Source organism: Polaromonas sp. P4_H1 (assembly GCF_056400945.1).
In genome coordinates this window covers 194,987-211,582 of sequence record NZ_JBFUKG010000010.1, presented here as the reverse complement: position 1 = coordinate 211,582, position 16,596 = coordinate 194,987, and the positions used below count along the sequence as shown (strand labels likewise).

Here is a 16,596-nt window from a genome sequence, read left to right as displayed (position 1 = left end):
GAGAAATGGGAGAAAAGGGGAACGGCGGCCGCAAGGCTGGGCGCCTGGGCACCGCTTGGGCTTACTTTACTGCACAAGCCCCGCAGCCCCGGGTAGGACGCCGGCCCGCTTTGCCCCTGCAAAGCACCGGTCATTGCAATCAGATGATAATAATTCTCAATTAGAACGTTTCTCCGTTTCTCCCTCAAGCAGCGCACGATGCGCCGCTCCTCTGAAAGACACATGTCCACCACACCCACTTCGCCCTCCACCCCCGCCGCAGCCCCTGTATCCGAGGCCGCGCCGCGCAAGCGCCGGCCGCCGCGCCGCGTGCAGGTCACCCGCGTGCAGACCCTGAGCCCGCTGATGCGCCGCATCACCTTGCAAGGCGCGGAGCTTGAAGGCTTTGAGGTGGGCGACCCAGCCAGCTATATGAAGCTGATTTTTCCCGAGCCTGGGCAGACCGAGCCGGACCGCCCACTGCCCGACGGCCCGAAGCCGAAGGCCATGCGCACTTACACGCCGCTGGCCGTGCGTGCGGACGTGCACGAAGTCGACGTGGACTTTGTGCTGCACGGCGACGGCCCCGCGTCCACCTGGGTCGCGCAGGCGCAGACGGGCCAGGTGCTGTTTTTGATGGGGCCAGGCCCGGGCTACAAACTCGCGCTGGACGCACCCGTGCACGTGCTGATAGGTGACGACAGCGCCCTGCCCGCGTTTGAAACCATTCTGGCGAGCTTGCCCGCAAGCGCTCAGGCAAAGGTGCTGGTCGAAGTGGTCGATGGCACCGAAGAGCGCCCGCTGCAAAGCGCCGCGAAAGTGGACGCACGCTGGGTGGCGCGCGGCGCCGACAACACCCAGGCCGGCCAGGCGCTGGAAGCCGCCTTGCGCAAAGCCGGCGCGCCCGCCGCGGATGCCCGCATCTACCTGGCCTGCGAAGCCGCCGCCATGCGCCGCATACGCCAGTTGCTCATTGAAGAACTTGGCGTGGAACGCAGCCGCATCGTGGGCCGCGGCTACTGGAAGCTGGGCACGGTCAATCACCCGGACCACGACTACGGCGAAGATTGAGCCCCCACGCTCCCCCACTTCGTGTGGGTCGCTGCCCCCCGAGGGGGCCGCCCGCCTGCGGTCTGGCAAAGCCAGTCCCGCGGCTCATGCTTGGTTCAAGAGTTCAGTGGCGTAACCCAGTAGGGTATTTCACCAGTGGGGGCCGCGGGTCCGGCTTTGCCGGCCCCAGGCGCCGCCCCCTTGAGGGGGGAACAGGCTACACGCAGTGAGCCTGGACGGGGGTGTGGTTATAGAGTGGGCACAATGGCCGCATGAGCAAGCCCCTGTTTGAAGTCGCCGGCCTGAGCAAGCATTACGGCGACACCATCGTCGTCAACCAGCTGTCTTTCAGCATCGCACCGGGCGAATGCCTGGGGGTCATAGGCCCCAACGGCGCCGGAAAGACCACCACCATACGCATGTGCCTGGGACTGACCGCCCCCGATGCCGGCAGTGTTTCCTATTATTCCAACGGTCATGCGGCAGGCACGCTGCAGATGCCGCAGGACGCGCTGGCCATCAAGGCGCGCTTGGGCATCGTCAGCCAGTTCGACAGCCTGGACCCGGATTTCAGCTGCGCGGAAAACCTGCTGGTGTTCGGACGCTACTTCGGCCTCAAGGACGCAGTGATCCGGGAGCGGATTCCGCGGCTGCTGGAGTTTGCCGCGCTGACGCACAAGGCCAATGCCAAGCTCAGTGAACTCTCGGGTGGCATGAAGCGGCGCCTGAGCCTGGCCCGCGCGCTGGTCAATGACCCGCAGTTGCTGATGCTCGACGAGCCCACCACCGGCCTGGACCCGCAGGCCCGGCACCTGATGTGGGAGCGCCTGCAGCGGCTGGTTCAGCAGGGCAAATCGATTTTGCTGACGACCCATTTCATGGACGAAGCCGAACGCCTGTGCAACCGCCTGCTGGTGCTGGACCACGGCAAGAAAATGACCGAGGGCACGCCGCGCGAACTGATTGCGCAAAACCTCGAACCCGATGTGGTGGAGGTTTATGGAAACGGCGCCCTGGCGCTGGCCGATTCACCCCTCAAAGCGCTGGCCGCGCGCACCGAAGTCAGCGGTGAGACGGTGTTCTTTTACACGCTGGATGCCAAGCGCCTGCTGAACGCGCTGACGGACTTTCCGCAGTTGCGCACGCTGCACCGCCCGGCCAATCTTGAGGACCTGTTCCTGAAGCTCACCGGCCGCCAAATCAGGGAGGAAGGCTGATGTCCGCCATACCGGGCGCCCCGACCGCAGGGCAGGCACTGCTCAGGCCACCGCAAATCAGCCCGCGCTGGCTGCCCGTCTTCCGCCGCAACCTGCTGGTCTGGCGCAAGCTGGCCATTCCCAGCCTCGTCGGCAACATCGCCGAGCCGCTGATCACGCTGGTGGCCTTCGGCTACGGGCTGGGCGCGCTGGTCGGGCAGGTGCAGCTCAACGGCACGGCCATACCCTACATCCTGTTCCTGGCCAGCGGTTCGATTTGCATGAGTGCGATGAACGCCGCGTCGTTTGAGGCGCTGTATTCGGCGTTTTCGCGCATGCAGGTGCAGCGCACCTGGGACGGCATCATGAATGCGCCAGTGCGGCTCGATGACGTGGTGTTTGCCGAAATGCTGTGGGCTGCCTTCAAGTCGCTGTTCACCACCACCATCATCCTGGTGGTGATGCTGGCGCTGGGCATCAGCCACAGCCCCATGCTGCTGCTGGCCTGGCCGCTGCTCGGGCTGGTGGGCATTACCTTCTCCAGTATTGCGCTGATCTTCAACGCACTGGCCAAGGGCTATGACTTTTTCACCTACTACTTCACGCTGTTTCTCACGCCAACGATGTTCCTGAGCGGCGTGTTTTTCCCGCGCGACCAGTTGCCGGGCGTGATGCGGGTGATCTCGGACTGGCTGCCGCTGACGGCGGCGGTGGAGCTGGTGCGCCCCTTGTTTCTGGGCCAGTGGCCGGCGCAGGGACTGCAGCATCTGGCGCTGCTGGTGTTTTATGCGGCGGCGGGCTTCTGGATTGCGCTGGTGCTGACGCGCAAGCGGTTTCGCAACTAAGAGCCTGTTCACGATCTGCAGGGGGTCGCACCTCAACGCCCCTACAATTTGGCCGCATGAACGCTGCCATGCCCGATACACCGGCGCCGCTGCTGCCGCCAGAGCTCGTCACCATGATGGGCAAGGGCGTGTCCGTCATCGTGAGCGCCTGCAGCCTCGAGATGCGGCCCAGCATCATGCGGGCGGTGGGCTGCGCGATTGCGCCGGCTGGGCACAGCATCACGGTGTATCTGTCGCGGCAGCAGTCGCGGCAATTGATCCAGGACATTGCCAGCACCGGACGCATCGCCGTGGTGTTTTCCGAGCCGAGTTCGCACCGCACGGTCCAGGTCAAGGCCGCGAGTGCGCGCATCCGCTGCGCCGAGGCCTCGGACGAGCCGGCGCTGGACTGCTATGTGGCGTCCATGGAAGAAGAAATCCAGCGGGTCGGTTACGCGCCGGTGTTTACCCGGGCCATGCTGGCGCGCCGGCTGGATGACCTGGTGGCCATCAGCTTTGAGCCGGCGCAGGCGTTTGACCAGACGCCCGGCCCCCAAGCCGGTGCGCCGCTGCCCCATGGCCCCGGGAGTCCGTCATGAACGCAGCTCAATCGGCGCAGTTGGCCCCGGAACCCTGCCTGGCGGACATACGCCCCTGCCTGGAGGGCGCCATCCCGGCCGTCATGGCCACCTGCGCGCTGGACGGCACGCCCAATGTGGCCTATATCTCGCAGGTGTTTTATGTGGACGAACGCCATGTGGCGCTGTCTTTCCAGTTCTTCAACAAGACGCGCAAAAACATCCTGGCCAATCCTTACGCCACGGTGCTGGTGTTGCACCCGGTCACGGCGGCGTTTTTCCGCATGCACATTCGCTACCTGCGCACCGAAACCGAAGGCCCGGTATTTGAGGGCATGAAGGCCCAGCTGGCCGGCATCGCGTCGCACAGCGGCATGGCGGGCGTGTTCAGGCTGCAGGGCTCGGACATCTACGAAGTGCAGGCGATCGAGTGCATTGCCGGCGAGCCCCTGCCCGCCGCCCCACCGCGCGCCAGCATGCTGACCGGGCTGCGCCGCGGCAGCGAGCGGCTGTCGCGCTGCACCGGGCTGGGGGAGCTGCTCAATGCCGCGCTGGCGACGTTGACCGATTTTGTGGGCATTCAGCATGCGATGGTGCTGATGCTGGATCCGGCCACCCAGCGGCTCTACACCGTGGCCAGCTGCGGCTATGCCACATCGGGTGTGGGCTCGGAAATTGAAATGGGCCAGGGCGTGATTGGCGTGGCCGCGCGGGAACGCACCCCGGTTCGCATCGTGCACATGAGCAACGCCTACGCCTACAACCGGGCCATTAAAACCGGCCTGGGCGCCAGCGCGCCTGAGCTGATGCTGGAGACCGACATTCCCTACCCGGGCCTGGCCGAGCCGCACAGCCAGGTGGCGGCGCCCATCGTTTCTGTCGGCCGGCTGCTGGGCGTGCTGTTTGCCGAGAGCCCGAACGACCTGCAGTTTGGCTTTGAAGAAGAAGACGCGCTGGTCGCGCTGGCCGGTCACTTGGGGGCGGCCATCGACCTGATGCAGGCCGGTCCGGAGGCCGCCGAACTGGCGGACGCCGCACCGCCGGCGGCAGCGGGGAACCGGCAGGCGGAAGGCCCTGGCGCCAAGGCAGGTGGTGCGGCCCTGCAGCTGCGGCGCTTCCAGAGCAACGACAGCGTGTTTGTCAACGACAGCTACCTGATCAAGGGCGTGGCGGGCGCGATCTTCTGGAAGCTGGTGACCGACCATGTCCGGCTGGGCCGGACCGAGTTTTCCAACCGCGAGCTGCGGCTGGACCCGGCCATTCACCTGCCTGACGTGACCGACAACCTCGAAGCGCGCCTGTTGCTGCTGCAACGCCGCCTGGCGGAGCACGGCCCGCACATCCGCATCGAGAAAACCGGACGGGGCCGCTTCAGGCTGGCGGTGCAGCGTCCGCTGGTGCTGGCAGAGGTGGCGACCTGAGCCTGCCCCTATGCAGTCGGCAGCCCGAGGCCGCGGGTGAGCTTGGCCCACTCCCGGTCGCTCAGGTGCGGCCTGACAGTGTCCAGTGCCGCGGCAAAAGCCGGCGCCGGTGCGTGCGCCCGCATATCGGCCATCATGGCGATGCGCTCGGCCGGGTTCATGAAGGGCACCAGCCAGCGCACGACGTACATCATTTCCTGCGGCGGGATGGAGGCGACCAGGGCGGCGTGGAGCTCGGCCAGTTCGGCGTCGGTGTAGCGCGACCAGAGCACTGCGTTATGGGCCGTTTCCTCCACATGCATGTGCTGGAAGTTGTCGGCGATGAACAGTGCCAGTTGCCGGTACAGCTCCAGCGCCGCGCCGGCGCGCTGCTTCGCCTCCAGCTTGAGCAGGGCACAGGCCAGGCCGCTCAGCTCGCCAATGTGCCGCTCATGCTCCTCGTGCTCATGGGCGATGGCCTCGCTGGCACCGGGGGCGCGCGCCTCCATGGCCGCGTGAATGAACGCGTTCTCGTGCTGAAGGTGCGAGGCGCAAAAATCCAGCAATTCCATCACCCGCTGGCTGGCCTGGGCCAGCTCCAGCGCATCGTCGGTGTCCGTGCGGCCCAGCGCCAGCAGGGTATCGGCCATCAGTGCGCGCAAGGCCTTGTGAATGCCGGCGTACAGGTCCAGGCGCGGCGCATCCTGCGCGGCGACCTGTAGCATTTCCTGGGGGGTGATGTTCATGGGGCTTTTCTTTCTCAGGCGACTGCCTGCTTGGAGGCTCCCCGGCGTAGCGCCACGCGCCAGCAGTACCGAAAAACCATGCCAAAGTCTAGAAAGATGCGCCTGCCGGCATTGCTAAAAAATGCCTACGGCAACCCTAAAAAAACCTTAAACCGCCTCAGGTAAAGGCAGATGCAGATGCAGAGGCAGAGGCAGCAGGGGCGGCGCTGCGCTTGCCAGTGTTCCCGGTGGCTCCCGCCGCCAGCCGCGTCCCGGCACCACCCTTTCAAAACGCTCCGTCAAAGGTCGAAGAAAACCGTTTCCTTCTCACCCTGCATGTGGATGTCAAAGCGGTAAACCGGCCCGGCGCCGGTCATCTCACGCTTGGCAATCAGCGTGGCGCGGCGCTCGGCGGGCACGCTGGCCAGCACGGCGTCCTGGCTGTTGGCAGCGGCTTCATCGTCAAAATAAATGCGGCTGAAGGTGTGCACCAGCAGGCCGCGCATGGTGACGCAGACATTGATGAATGGCGCCTGCCCCGGGGCGGCAGCACCGGGCTTCACGGTGTCAAAGGCAAAGTGGTTGTCCGGCAGGGTGCCGGTGCCGCAGCGGCCAAAGCCGGTGAAGCCTTTGGCCTGGGCATCGGCCACTGAAGCGACGGGCTGGCCGCTGGCGTCGGGCTGGCTGATTTCGACCATGGCGTCAAGAACGCTCTGGCCTGCGCCGTCGAACACCTGGCCGGTGATGCGGATGTGTTCGCCCTGCGCGTTTGGCTGGGCCAACACCGGGGTGAACAGGCTTTTGAGGTCGTAGCCGTATTGCGTGGGTGTGAGGCCGTAGGCAAAGAAGGGGCCGACGGTTTGCGAGGGGGTCTGTTTGAGTTGGCTCATGGTCGTGTTCCTGCTATTCCTGATGTTCCTGCTTATTCGAAACGGGTGGCCCGGGGGCCGCGCAGCACGATGTCAAACACATAACCCAGCGCAAAGTCGGGCTGGGTGACGTCGAGGCTGAACTTGGCCACCATCAGTTCGCGCGAGTCGGCCGGCACGCCCTGGTACATCGGGTCGTAGGCAAACAGCGGGTCGCCCGGAAAATACATCTGCGTCACCAGGCGGCTGGCGAAGTAGTCGCCGAACAGCGAGAAGTGAATGTGTTGCGGCCGCCAGGCGTTGGGGTGGTTGCCCCAGGGGTAGGCGCCGGGCTTGATGGTCATGAAGGTGTAGCGGCCGTCGCCGTCTGTCATGCAGCGGCCGGCACCCAGGAAGTTGGGGTCCAGCGGCGCGTTGTGCTGGTCCACCTTGTGCACATAGCGGCCGGCGGCATTGGCCTGCCAGACTTCGACCAGCGTGTTGCGCACGGGGCGGCCGTCTTCGTCCATGACGCGGCCGGTGACGATGATGCGTTCACCCAGCGGCTCGCCGTTTTTCACCGCATTTTTGGTCAGGTCATGGTCGAGCGGGCCGAGTTGATCGCTGCCATAGACCGGCGCATTCAGCTGGGCCAGCGCCAGCTTGATGGGCACCAGGGGTTGTTTGGGGCCGCGCAGCAAGGTTGATTTGTAGTACGGGTAAATGTGGGATGGGTGGGCGGCCCAGTCACGCGGGGCGAGATAGCTGGTTTGAAGGTCGCTGCTCATGGGGTCTCCTGTTTCAAGTGATGGATGACTTTAGTCAATATCAATGGTTATGTATATTGATATTTATTGCACTTTTCCATAACCAATGGCTATAGTTACGCATGATTGACGAGCGCATTAAATTCCGGCATTTGCAGTGCTTTCTGGCGGTGGCCCAGCATGGCAGTTTGCAGAAAGCGGCGGGGGTGCTGTCGATCACGCAGCCGGCCGTTTCCAAAACGCTGAAAGAACTGGAGGCCCTGCTGGCGGTGCGCCTCTTTGAGCGGGGCCGCCGTGGCGCGGTGCTGACGCGAAGCGGCGATGCCTTCGCGCGCCACGCCGGAGCCAGCGTGAGTGCGCTGCGCGAAGCGGTGGCCAGCGTCGCGCCCACCCGCCCGCACGGCAGCGAAGTGGTGACGCTGGGCGTGCTGCCCACGGTGGCGCCGCAGCTCATGCCCGCGCTGCTGCTGCAACTGGATGCGGCGAGCCGCGTCAGCCGCCCGGCGGGCTTGGTGGGCTTGGCTTGCAGCCTGCGCATCCATACCGCGCCGAATCCGGCCCTGCTCACGCAACTGCGCCAGCGCGAGCTGGATCTGGTGATTGGCCGCTTTGCCGAGCCGGCCCACATGGTGGGCCTGACCTTCGAGCATCTGTATGCCGACCCGCTGGTGCTGGCCGTGCGGCCCGATCACCCGCTGATCCGGGACGCTGCCCTGCGCTCCGATGCGCTGGCGCACCTGCCAGCTTTCACGGCTATCCTGCCCACGCAGGGCACGGCGATCCGGCACACGGCCGACAGTTTTTTGCTGACGCGCGGCCTGGGCCAGCTGGTGCGCACGGTGGAAACGCTGTCAGTGACCGGGGCGCGCAATTACACCGTGCGCAGCGATGCGGTCTGGTTTTCGCCCCGTGGCGCGGTGCAGCAGGACCTGGACAGCGGCCTGCTGGCGACCCTGCCCGTGAGCATGGCGGGCACCGAGGAACTGGTCGGCATGAGCCTGCGCGCCGACATGGCTCCCACCGTTGCCCAGGCCGAAGTGATTGGCGCCCTGCGCCTGCTGGCGGCCGCACACCGGGGCCTGGACGCGCCTGCGGGGTAGGCGGCCAGGCGGCTGGAGCGCTCAGGCAGCTACGGCGGCGGTTTGCGCGGTCACCGCAAAACGCGCCGTCAGCTCGTCCAGCCCCAGGGTCTGCAAAACCTCCTGCAGGCGCGCCTGGGCTGCACGGGTTTTGGCCGCGCTGGGCGTGGCGGGCAGGCTGGCCAGGATCAGTTCGTTTTTCATTGAATGCTCCCAGCCCACCAGCTCGGTCACCGTGACCTGGTAGCCGTTGGCCTCGAGCTGCAGGCAGCGCAGCACGTTGGTGATCTGGCTGCCGAACTCGCGCGTGTGCAGCGGGTGCCGCCACAGCTCGGCCAGCGGGGTCTTGGCCAGGTTCAGCGCCCGGCTCTTCTTGAGCACGCCCGCCACCTCGGCCTGGCAGCACGGCACCAGCACCATGTGCCGCGCATGCTTGGCCAGGCCAAAGGCAATGGCGTCGTCGGTGGCCGTGTCGCAGGCATGCAGGGCTGTCACGATGTCAATGCGCTCGGGCAAGTCGGCCGACGTGGTGGCTTCCGCGACTTTCAGGTTCAAAAACGACATGCGTTCAAAGCCCAACCGTGCAGCCAAGGCGCGGGACTTGTCGACCAGTTCGGCGCGGGTTTCAATGCCGTAGATGTGCCCGGCATCCTTGCGGCCCTGGTGCGCGACATTGAAAAACAGGTCATAGAGGATGAAACCCAGGTAGGACTTGCCGGCCCCATGGTCGGCCAGGGTGGGCGCCGGATGGGTGGCCGACACCTCATTGAGCAGGGGCTCGATGAACTGGTAGAGGTGGTAAACCTGCTTGAGCTTGCGCCGGGTGTCCTGGTTGAGCTTGCCCTCGCGCGTGAGGATGTGCAGCTCCTTGAGCAGTTCAATCGACTGCCCTGGGCGCAGCTCTTCAATGACCTGCGCAGCGGGCGCAGGCTTTCCAGTGCCTTTTGAAGGTTTTGCGGCGCGCGCGGTGCTGGAGGTTTGCATGGCTCCAATTTTAGTGGGGCGGTCCGGGCCTTATCCGCCGCGGTGCAAAGCCCTTTTAGCGCAGGCACCCGACCGGCGTGCGCGCCGGCATGACGCCCGCAGGGAGAAAGGATGAAAAAAGGCGCTCCGGCGGTTCTGGGCGCATAATCGAGCAGTACGGGTTGCAAAACACCCGCACAGGTTAGGTGATCGGTCAGTTTCGCGCGCTACGGCGTACTTTTTGGGTTTGTTGTGCTTTCGGGACCCCATCGCTTTGTTTTTATGTGTTTTTTGAGGAGTCCCCATGGGCAATAAACTTTACGTCGGCAACCTGCCTTACACGGTGCGCGACGAAGATCTGCAACAATCTTTTGGCGCTTTCGGCTCCATCACCAGCGCCAAAGTCATGATGGAACGCGACACGGGTCGCTCCAAAGGCTTTGGTTTCGTCGAAATGGGCAGCGATGCCGAAGCGCAAGCCGCAATTGCCGGCATGAACGGCCAGTCCTTGGGCGGCCGTAGCATCACGGTGAACGAAGCCCGTCCCATGGAGGCACGCCCTCCCCGCACCGGCGGCTTCGGTGGTGGCGGCGGCTACGGCGGCGGTGGCGATCGCTCTGGTGGCGGTGGCTACGGCGGCGGCGGTGGCCGTTCCGGCGGTGGTGGTGGTGGTTATGGCGGTGGCGGCGGTGGCCGCGGCGGTTACTAAACCCCGCAAACCCAGTCAACGGCAGAGATGCCGTTGCAAACCAGCTGTCTCAGCCTTGCGCTGAGCAAAGCCTCTAAGGCTTCAAAACTTCGGTTTTGAAGCCTTTTCTTTTTGGAAGGCTGCACCTGGACTTGCAGGCCGAACACACTGCGTACCTGCAAAAGCTGGCGTTGCGTGACCCAGTCCGTATCAAAGCAACTTAAAGCCGCTGAAACATCGCCGAAGCATCTTTCAGTCAATTAACTTGCACGCAATTTAATTGCGCGGTATAATTCAGCCATGCCCAACAAAACCGCCACCCCATCAGCCGACGCGATGCTGCTACTGGACAACCAGCTGTGCTTTGCGCTGTATTCCACCTCGCTGGCCATGACCAAGCTGTACAAGCCGCTGCTTGACGAGCTGGGGCTGACCTATCCGCAGTACCTGACGATGCTGGTGCTGTGGGAGCAGGACGGCCTGACGGTCTCGGAACTTGGCCAGCGGCTGTACCTGGATTCGGGCACGCTCACGCCCCTGCTCAAGCGCCTGGAGTCGTCGGGCCTGATTTCCCGCATTCGTGCCGTGGAAGACGAGCGGCGCGTACACATCACCCTGACCGCCGCGGGTCGCAAGCTCAAAACCAGGGCCGCCAAAATTCCCGGCTGCATCCTGAGCGCCAGCCAGTGCTCCATCCCCGAGCTGATGGCCCTGACACAGCAGGTGCAGGCTCTGCGCCAGCGGCTGGTGGCGTAAGGGCGTTGCCGATCTCCCGCCTCAAGAATATTCCCCCGTTTTCAACCCAACCCGCCTCATTCCGGGGCATTTTTCCAAGGAAGCACCATGACCACGAAACTCGAAAAAGTCCTTTACACCGCCCACGCCCATACCACCGGCGGCCGTGACGGCAAATCCAGGACCGACGACGGCCGCCTGGACGTCACGCTGAGCTCGCCCGGCACCTCCGGCACCGGCACCAACCCCGAGCAGCTGTTTGCCGCCGGCTATTCAGCCTGCTTCATCGGCGCCATGAAGGCAGTGGCCGGCATGCAGAAAATCACCCTCCCGCAAGACCTGTCGATTGATGCCAGCGTCGACCTCGGCAAAATCCCCAACGCCTACGGCATTGCCGTGCGCCTGGACATCAGCCTGCCCGGCATGGACCCCACCGCGGCACAGGCGCTGGTGGACGCTGCCCACCAGGTCTGCCCCTACTCCAACGCCACGCGCGGCAACATCGACGTGACCCTGACGCTGAAGTAAGCCCCTCCAGGTTGGCGGCTGGGCGAACTGCGCCGCCCGGCCAGCACCTCGGCCCGCCGGTCAATGACCGGCGGGCCGTTTTCGTTCAGGGTCCGACAGCTCTCTGGTCCACCCCCCCGATCCGCCGGCCCTTTCGCCAGGGAAGGCGCGTGGGCCAATCAACCGCCCGGCAGCTCGGGGCGAGGCGAACGCCTATTCCTATTGCCTATTGTTTGATAGCGGATACCGCTCACCTCTCCCGGGTTCAAAGCGGTTTAGAAAATTTGCCCTCTCCCGACGCGGATCAGCGGCCCGCACCGTGCAGCAAGCCACCATCTGCGCCGACAATGGGTCATGACTGAAAAAAACACGGCTGCGCCGACGCAACACGCGGTTCATGCCTACGAGACCCTGACGCCGGACCTGGTGCTCGATGCACTGGCCAGCGTGGGCCTGGCCGGCGATGGACGCCTGATGGCGCTGTCCAGCTATGAAAACCGGGTCTACCAGGTCCATCTGGAGAACACAGTCGGCCCCGATGACCTGGCCGGCGACATTGTGGTCGTCAAGTTTTACCGGCCCGGGCGCTGGAGCGATGCGCAGATTGCCGAGGAACATGCGTTTGCCGCCGAACTGATGGCCGCCGAGATCCCGGTGATCGGGCCCCTGGTGCTGGACGGCCGTACGGTGCACCATTTTGGCGGCTTCAGCTTCAGCGTCTCGCCCAGCCGCGGCGGGCGCCGGCCCGAACTCGACACGCCTGAAGTGCTGGAATGGATAGGCCGTTTTCTGGCACGCATCCACACGGTGGGCAGCGCCCAGCCGTTCACGCACCGGCCCGCGCTGAACCTGCAAACCTTTGGCTACGCCTCACGCGATATTTTGCTGGCGGGCGGCGCCCACGGTTCTCACGGCTCCCATGGTTATTTGCCCCTGGACATGGAGTCGCGCTGGCGCAAGGCTTTTGAAGAAGCGATGCTGGTGGCGCAGACCGTGTTTGAAAGCGTGGGCGACGTGAAGCAGCTGCGCCTGCATGGCGACTGCCACCCCGGCAACATCCTGTGGACACCCGAGGGCCTGCCCGGCGCCGGCCCGCATTTTGTCGACCTGGACGACGCGCGCACGGGCCCCGCCGTGCAGGACTTGTGGATGCTGCTGTCGGGTGACCGCGGGCAATGCACCCGGCAACTGGGCGCCCTGGTGGACGGTTACGAGGAATTTCGCGAATTCGACCGGCGTGAGCTGGCACTGATCGAGCCGCTGCGCACGCTGCGGCTGGTTCATTACAGCGCCTGGCTGGCCCAGCGCTGGCACGACCCGATCTTTCCCATCAACTTCCCCTGGTTTGGCTCCAGCGACTACTGGAAAGGCCAGGTCGACATGCTGGAAGAGCAGACGGAAGCGATGCAGGAGACGCCGCTGATAGCCTAGGCGGCCGTCAGGCGCCTAGGGATTGCGATGAGGCCCAGACCGCGGGCGGCCGTTAGCATGCTTCCATTGGGTCCCCGAACCTGTCGGGGTTGCCGGTCTACAAGGAGCACTGCATGAAACGTCGGTCGCTGTTGCTCGCCAGCCTTCTCATGTCTGCAGCCGGGTGGTGCGCGGCGCAGGGTGCCTGGCCCACCAAACCCATCACCATGATCGTGCCCTTCCCGCCCGGCGGCTTGGCCGACCTGGTGGCGCGGCCGGTGGCTGAAGCGATGTCGCGGGAGCTGGGGCAGCCGGTGGTGATCGAAAACAGGGCGGGCGCCGGCGGCGGCATTGGCATGGGCATGGCCGCCAAGGCCAAACCCGACGGCTACACCGTCCTGCTGGCGCTGTCGTCGCTGACCGTCATTCCCGAGGCCGACACCCTGCTGGGCCGGGCCGCCATGTTCTCCTTGTCCGACCTGCGGCCGATTGCCCGCTTCACGGCCGACCCCACCGTGCTGGCCGTGCGCGCCGATGCGCCCTGGAAGACCGCGCAGCAGTTCATTGACGATGCCAAAAAACGCCCCGGCGCCATCAACTACGGCTCATCGGGCAACTACGGCACCATGCATGTGCCGATGGAAATCCTGGCGCAAACCGCCGGCGTGAAACTGACGCACGTGCCGTTCACCGGCGCCGGACCGGCCGTGGTGGCGTTGCTGGGCGGCCAGATTGATGCGGTCTCTTCGGGACCGGCCACGGTGCTGCAGCAGGTCAAGGCCGGCAAACTGCGCGTGCTGGCGCATTGGGGCAACAGCGCGCTGAGCACGCTGCCCGAGGTGCCCAGCCTGAAAGACGTCGGCTTCAATGCCGAGTACGCGCAATGGTCGGGGCTGTTCATACCGCAGGCCACGCCGGAGCCGATTGCCCAGCGCCTGCGCGCCGCCGCGAAAGCCGCCGCACAGGACGCCCGGGTCAAGGAGGTGATTCTGGGTGCGGGCAGCCCGGTGCTGTACCAGGACAGCCCGGACTTCGAGAAGTACGTGCAGGAAGATGCCAAGCGCATGGCCGAGGTCGTCAAGCGCATCGGCAAGGTGGAATAAGCCCACTCTACTTTCCAGCCCCCGCCCCCACACCGTCAACGGGCCGACCGGTTCCACCAGGACCTTGGCCGGCATGGATGCCGGCCTTACACCAGCAACGCGTTGACACGCCGCACGTACGCGGCCGGGTCTTCCGGCATGCCGCCCTCGGCCAGCAAGGCCTGGTCGAACAGGATGTGGGCCAGATCGTCAAAGTGTTCACCGGCCTCCAGCTTTTTCACCAGCGGATGCTGCGCGTTGACCTCCAGGATCGGCTTGACCTCCGGCACGGTCTGGCCGGCCTGCTTGAGCATGCGGGCCAGCTGGGTGGACATGTCGCCATCCTGCACCACCAGGCAGGCGGGTGAGTCGACCAGGCGCGTGGTGGCGCGCACATCCTTGGCCTTGTCTTTCAGGGCTTCCTTGAGCTTGTCGAGAATGGGCTTGAAGTGGGTCTGCGCCTCCTCGGCGGCTTTCTTTTCGTCTTCGTCCTGCAGCTTGCCCAGGTCCACCGCCCCCTTGGCCACCGACTGCAGCGGCGTGCCGTCGAATTCGTGCAGGTAGTTCAGCGCCCACTCGTCCACGCGGTCGGCCATCAGCAGGACCTCGATGCCTTTCTTGCGGAAGATCTCGAGTTGCGGGCTGTTCTTCGCGGCGGCCAGGGTGTCGGCCGTGATGTAGTAGATCGCGTCCTGCCCCTCCTTCATGCGGGCCTTGTAGTCGGCAAAGCTCACGCTGACGGTGTCGGTGGTCGAACTGGCAAAGCGCAGCAGCTTGGCCAGGCGCTCGCGGTTGACAAAATCCTCACCCAGGCCTTCCTTGAGGACGGCGCCAAATTCGGCATAAAAGGTCTTGAACTTCTCGGCGTCATTGGCGGCCAGGTCTTCCACCATGGACAGCACACGACGGGTGTTGCCTTCGCGAATCGCCTTGACGGCGCGGCTTTCCTGCAACAGCTCGCGTGACACATTCAGGGGCAGATCCGCGGAGTCCACCACGCCCTTCACAAACCGCAGGTAGGTCGGCATGAGCGCCTGCGCGTCGTCCATGATGAAGACGCGCCGTACATAGAGCTTCACGCCCGCGGCCTTGTCGCGGTTGAACATGTCCATGGGCGCCTTGGCCGGAATGAACAGCAGCTGGGTGTATTCGGTCCCGCCTTCCACGCGGTTATGGGTGGTGGCCAGCGGCGCCTGGCTGTCGTAGCTGATTTGCTTGTAAAACTCGTCGTACTGTTCCTGCGTGATGTCTTTCTTGGCCCGGCTCCAGAGTGCGGCCGCCTGGTTGACGGTTTCCCAGTCACCCGTGACGATCATCTCGCCGGGCTGGCCGTCTTCCCCTTCCTTCCACTCCTCTTTCTGCATCAGGATGGGCAGCGAGATGTGGTCGGAGTATTTGCTGATGATGGCCTTGAGCTTCCAGGCGTTCAGGTAGTCGTGTGCGTCCTCTTTCAGGTGCAGGGTGATGCTGGTGCCCCGTTCGGCGCGTTCCATCTCGCTCACCTCGAACTCGCCGGTGCCATCGCTGCTCCAGCGCACGCCCTGGTTCACCGGCAGGCCCGCACGGCGGCTTTCCACGGTGATCCGGTCGGCCACGATGAAGCCGGAATAAAAACCCACGCCGAACTGCCCGATCAGCTGCGCGTCGTTTTTCTGGTCACCCGACAGCCGGGCCATGAATTCGCGCGTCCCGCTCTTGGCAATCGTGCCGAGGTTGTCAATCGCCTCGCGCTCGGACAAGCCAATGCCGTTGTCCGTAATGGTCAGGGTGTTGGCGGTCTTGTTGTAGCGCAGGCGCACCTGAAGCTCGGAATCGGATTCATACAGGGCGGCGTCATTGAGCGCCTCAAAGCGCAGCTTGTCGCAGGCATCGGAGGCATTGGAGATCAGTTCGCGCAAAAAGATGTCGGGATTCGAATACAGCGAATGCGTGACCAGGTTCAAAAGCTGGGCAACTTCGGCTTGAAAGGACAAGGTTTGTTTGTGCATGGTCAGGATTAAATGTAATTATCTTGTTACAGGTTGAATGGCAGAATCTGGGTGATGTGAATGGAGTTGGGGATTATTTACAACTCCTGGCGCCGGCCCGTTCTGTCGTAATTTGGCATAAACCCAATAATTTCAACGGTCTAACGTGACAAATTCCCGACATAAGCGGGTTTTAGCGGCTCCTGCACTGGTGAATTGTGAAATGTCTAGTTACAGTTCAGTCACATACAGATTCGGTCCTTCTTATTTTCGCCTCATCCACCAGGAGATTCTCATGAAAAAACTTCTCGCACTGCTTGCCCTGGCCCTTGTCAGCGTTGCAACCCTGCCCGTTCAGGCTGCCACCGCTTCCGGCCAGTTCGATGTGTCCATCAGCCTGACCGGCACCTGCAAGTACGCCAAAACCTCGGACGTTGCCTTCACTTACACCTCGTTCCAGACCGGTGCCCAAGCGCAAACCACCGCAGGCGGCTTCACGGTCCAGTGCACGAAAGACCTGGTTTATACCCTCGCCCTGGACTCCACCTCGATCACTGATGCCGCCGTTGACCTCGCCTACACGCTGGCACTGAGCGGATCGGGTGCCACCGGCTCCGGCGCTGCACAGGCTTACACCGTGACCGGCTCCATCGCGGCAGATCAGGCCGGTAAATGTGCGACCGCCGGCGGCGTCTGTACCAACAGCGGTTCGGGCAACAAACAGCGTACCCTGACCATCACCTACTAAGCTGATCTGCCAGGCTACTACTTGATATAAAACAGCAGGATCGCCCGCTC

Annotated in this window: 17 protein-coding genes; 12 read left to right on the top strand and 5 right to left on the bottom strand. The window is 64.3% G+C overall.

Translation table 11 applies throughout. The annotated features are described in order from the left end of the window. Positions 1-222 precede the first annotated feature (222 nt). The 5 genes from AC1DS5_RS14915 to AC1DS5_RS14895 all read left to right on the top strand — a co-directional run bounded on the left by AC1DS5_RS14915 (position 223) and on the right by AC1DS5_RS14895 (position 5,048). Complete coding sequence (locus tag AC1DS5_RS14915; protein WP_477719029.1) at positions 223-1,050, top strand: siderophore-interacting protein; 828 nt, start codon at positions 223-225, stop codon at positions 1,048-1,050. A 251-nt stretch (positions 1,051-1,301) separates the two neighbouring features. Beyond that, positions 1,302-2,246, top strand: coding sequence for an ATP-binding cassette domain-containing protein (locus AC1DS5_RS14910; RefSeq protein WP_477719028.1), 945 nt, complete (start codon positions 1,302-1,304; stop codon positions 2,244-2,246). Beyond that, positions 2,246-3,070, top strand: coding sequence for an ABC transporter permease (locus tag AC1DS5_RS14905; RefSeq protein ID WP_477719027.1), 825 nt, complete (start codon positions 2,246-2,248; stop codon positions 3,068-3,070). The genes AC1DS5_RS14910 and AC1DS5_RS14905 overlap by 1 nt, the downstream gene beginning before the upstream one ends. Before the next feature lie 56 nt (positions 3,071-3,126). Further along, positions 3,127-3,648 (top strand): hypothetical protein, encoded by a 522-nt coding sequence (locus tag AC1DS5_RS14900; protein ID WP_477719026.1) that lies wholly within the window; start codon positions 3,127-3,129, stop codon positions 3,646-3,648. Then, positions 3,645-5,048, top strand: coding sequence for a GAF domain-containing protein (locus AC1DS5_RS14895; protein WP_477719025.1), 1,404 nt, complete (start codon positions 3,645-3,647; stop codon positions 5,046-5,048). The genes AC1DS5_RS14900 and AC1DS5_RS14895 overlap by 4 nt, the downstream gene beginning before the upstream one ends. Before the next feature lie 8 nt (positions 5,049-5,056). Here AC1DS5_RS14895 and AC1DS5_RS14890 read toward each other — a convergent pair whose 3' ends face one another. The 3 genes from AC1DS5_RS14890 to pcaH form a co-directional block, all read right to left on the bottom strand. Beyond that, complete coding sequence (locus tag AC1DS5_RS14890) at positions 5,057-5,773, bottom strand: hemerythrin domain-containing protein (protein WP_477719024.1); 717 nt, start codon at positions 5,771-5,773, stop codon at positions 5,057-5,059. A gap of 278 nt (positions 5,774-6,051) precedes the next feature. Further along, positions 6,052-6,642, bottom strand: a complete 591-nt coding sequence (pcaG, locus tag AC1DS5_RS14885) for a protocatechuate 3,4-dioxygenase subunit alpha (protein WP_477719023.1) — start codon at positions 6,640-6,642, stop codon at positions 6,052-6,054. 32 nt (positions 6,643-6,674) lie between these two features. Beyond that, positions 6,675-7,388, bottom strand: coding sequence for a protocatechuate 3,4-dioxygenase subunit beta (pcaH, locus tag AC1DS5_RS14880; protein ID WP_477719022.1), 714 nt, complete (start codon positions 7,386-7,388; stop codon positions 6,675-6,677). Positions 7,389-7,489: 101 nt separating this feature from the next. Between pcaH and pcaQ the strand changes: the two genes are divergently transcribed. Further along, positions 7,490-8,467 carry a pca operon transcription factor PcaQ gene (gene pcaQ / locus AC1DS5_RS14875; RefSeq protein ID WP_477719021.1) on the top strand — a complete coding sequence of 326 codons (978 nt, stop codon included), beginning with the start codon at positions 7,490-7,492 and terminating at the stop codon, positions 8,465-8,467. Between the two features lie 21 nt (positions 8,468-8,488). On the opposite strand, the gene AC1DS5_RS14870 is transcribed toward pcaQ, so the two are convergent. After that, complete coding sequence (locus AC1DS5_RS14870; RefSeq protein ID WP_477719020.1) at positions 8,489-9,430, bottom strand: class I SAM-dependent methyltransferase; 942 nt, start codon at positions 9,428-9,430, stop codon at positions 8,489-8,491. A gap of 283 nt (positions 9,431-9,713) precedes the next feature. On the opposite strand from AC1DS5_RS14870, the gene AC1DS5_RS14865 reads away from it, so the two are divergent. The 5 genes from AC1DS5_RS14865 (at position 9,714) to AC1DS5_RS14845 (ending at position 13,852) form a co-directional block, all read left to right on the top strand. Further along, positions 9,714-10,118 carry an RNA recognition motif domain-containing protein gene (locus AC1DS5_RS14865; protein ID WP_477719019.1) on the top strand — a complete coding sequence of 135 codons (405 nt, stop codon included), beginning with the start codon at positions 9,714-9,716 and terminating at the stop codon, positions 10,116-10,118. Between the two features lie 279 nt (positions 10,119-10,397). Beyond that, positions 10,398-10,853, top strand: coding sequence for a MarR family winged helix-turn-helix transcriptional regulator (locus tag AC1DS5_RS14860; protein WP_477719018.1), 456 nt, complete (start codon positions 10,398-10,400; stop codon positions 10,851-10,853). A gap of 87 nt (positions 10,854-10,940) precedes the next feature. Beyond that, positions 10,941-11,360 carry an organic hydroperoxide resistance protein gene (locus AC1DS5_RS14855; RefSeq protein WP_477719017.1) on the top strand — a complete coding sequence of 140 codons (420 nt, stop codon included), beginning with the start codon at positions 10,941-10,943 and terminating at the stop codon, positions 11,358-11,360. Between the two features lie 333 nt (positions 11,361-11,693). Next, complete coding sequence (locus AC1DS5_RS14850) at positions 11,694-12,770, top strand: serine/threonine protein kinase (RefSeq protein ID WP_477719016.1); 1,077 nt, start codon at positions 11,694-11,696, stop codon at positions 12,768-12,770. A gap of 113 nt (positions 12,771-12,883) precedes the next feature. Next, positions 12,884-13,852, top strand: a complete 969-nt coding sequence (locus AC1DS5_RS14845; RefSeq protein ID WP_477719015.1) for a tripartite tricarboxylate transporter substrate binding protein — start codon at positions 12,884-12,886, stop codon at positions 13,850-13,852. A gap of 86 nt (positions 13,853-13,938) precedes the next feature. On the opposite strand, the gene htpG is transcribed toward AC1DS5_RS14845, so the two are convergent. Continuing rightward, positions 13,939-15,819 (bottom strand): molecular chaperone HtpG, encoded by a 1,881-nt coding sequence (gene htpG / locus AC1DS5_RS14840; protein WP_477719014.1) that lies wholly within the window; start codon positions 15,817-15,819, stop codon positions 13,939-13,941. Between the two features lie 274 nt (positions 15,820-16,093). On the opposite strand from htpG, the gene AC1DS5_RS14835 reads away from it, so the two are divergent. Beyond that, positions 16,094-16,546 (top strand): spore coat protein U domain-containing protein, encoded by a 453-nt coding sequence (locus tag AC1DS5_RS14835; RefSeq protein ID WP_477719013.1) that lies wholly within the window; start codon positions 16,094-16,096, stop codon positions 16,544-16,546. Positions 16,547-16,596: the final 50 nt, after the last annotated feature.

Coding starts and splice junctions, on each gene's coding strand:
- AC1DS5_RS14915 (WP_477719029.1), top strand. CDS start 223: ATGTCCACCACACCCACTTCGCCCTCCACCCCCGCCGCAGCCCCTGTA.
- AC1DS5_RS14910 (WP_477719028.1), top strand. CDS start 1,302: ATGAGCAAGCCCCTGTTTGAAGTCGCCGGCCTGAGCAAGCATTACGGC.
- AC1DS5_RS14905 (WP_477719027.1), top strand. CDS start 2,246: ATGTCCGCCATACCGGGCGCCCCGACCGCAGGGCAGGCACTGCTCAGG.
- AC1DS5_RS14900 (WP_477719026.1), top strand. CDS start 3,127: ATGAACGCTGCCATGCCCGATACACCGGCGCCGCTGCTGCCGCCAGAG.
- AC1DS5_RS14895 (WP_477719025.1), top strand. CDS start 3,645: ATGAACGCAGCTCAATCGGCGCAGTTGGCCCCGGAACCCTGCCTGGCG.
- AC1DS5_RS14890 (WP_477719024.1), bottom strand. CDS start 5,773: ATGAACATCACCCCCCAGGAAATGCTACAGGTCGCCGCGCAGGATGCG.
- pcaG (WP_477719023.1), bottom strand. CDS start 6,642: ATGAGCCAACTCAAACAGACCCCCTCGCAAACCGTCGGCCCCTTCTTT.
- pcaH (WP_477719022.1), bottom strand. CDS start 7,388: ATGAGCAGCGACCTTCAAACCAGCTATCTCGCCCCGCGTGACTGGGCC.
- pcaQ (WP_477719021.1), top strand. CDS start 7,490: ATGATTGACGAGCGCATTAAATTCCGGCATTTGCAGTGCTTTCTGGCG.
- AC1DS5_RS14870 (WP_477719020.1), bottom strand. CDS start 9,430: ATGCAAACCTCCAGCACCGCGCGCGCCGCAAAACCTTCAAAAGGCACT.
- AC1DS5_RS14865 (WP_477719019.1), top strand. CDS start 9,714: ATGGGCAATAAACTTTACGTCGGCAACCTGCCTTACACGGTGCGCGAC.
- AC1DS5_RS14860 (WP_477719018.1), top strand. CDS start 10,398: ATGCCCAACAAAACCGCCACCCCATCAGCCGACGCGATGCTGCTACTG.
- AC1DS5_RS14855 (WP_477719017.1), top strand. CDS start 10,941: ATGACCACGAAACTCGAAAAAGTCCTTTACACCGCCCACGCCCATACC.
- AC1DS5_RS14850 (WP_477719016.1), top strand. CDS start 11,694: ATGACTGAAAAAAACACGGCTGCGCCGACGCAACACGCGGTTCATGCC.
- AC1DS5_RS14845 (WP_477719015.1), top strand. CDS start 12,884: ATGAAACGTCGGTCGCTGTTGCTCGCCAGCCTTCTCATGTCTGCAGCC.
- htpG (WP_477719014.1), bottom strand. CDS start 15,819: ATGCACAAACAAACCTTGTCCTTTCAAGCCGAAGTTGCCCAGCTTTTG.
- AC1DS5_RS14835 (WP_477719013.1), top strand. CDS start 16,094: ATGAAAAAACTTCTCGCACTGCTTGCCCTGGCCCTTGTCAGCGTTGCA.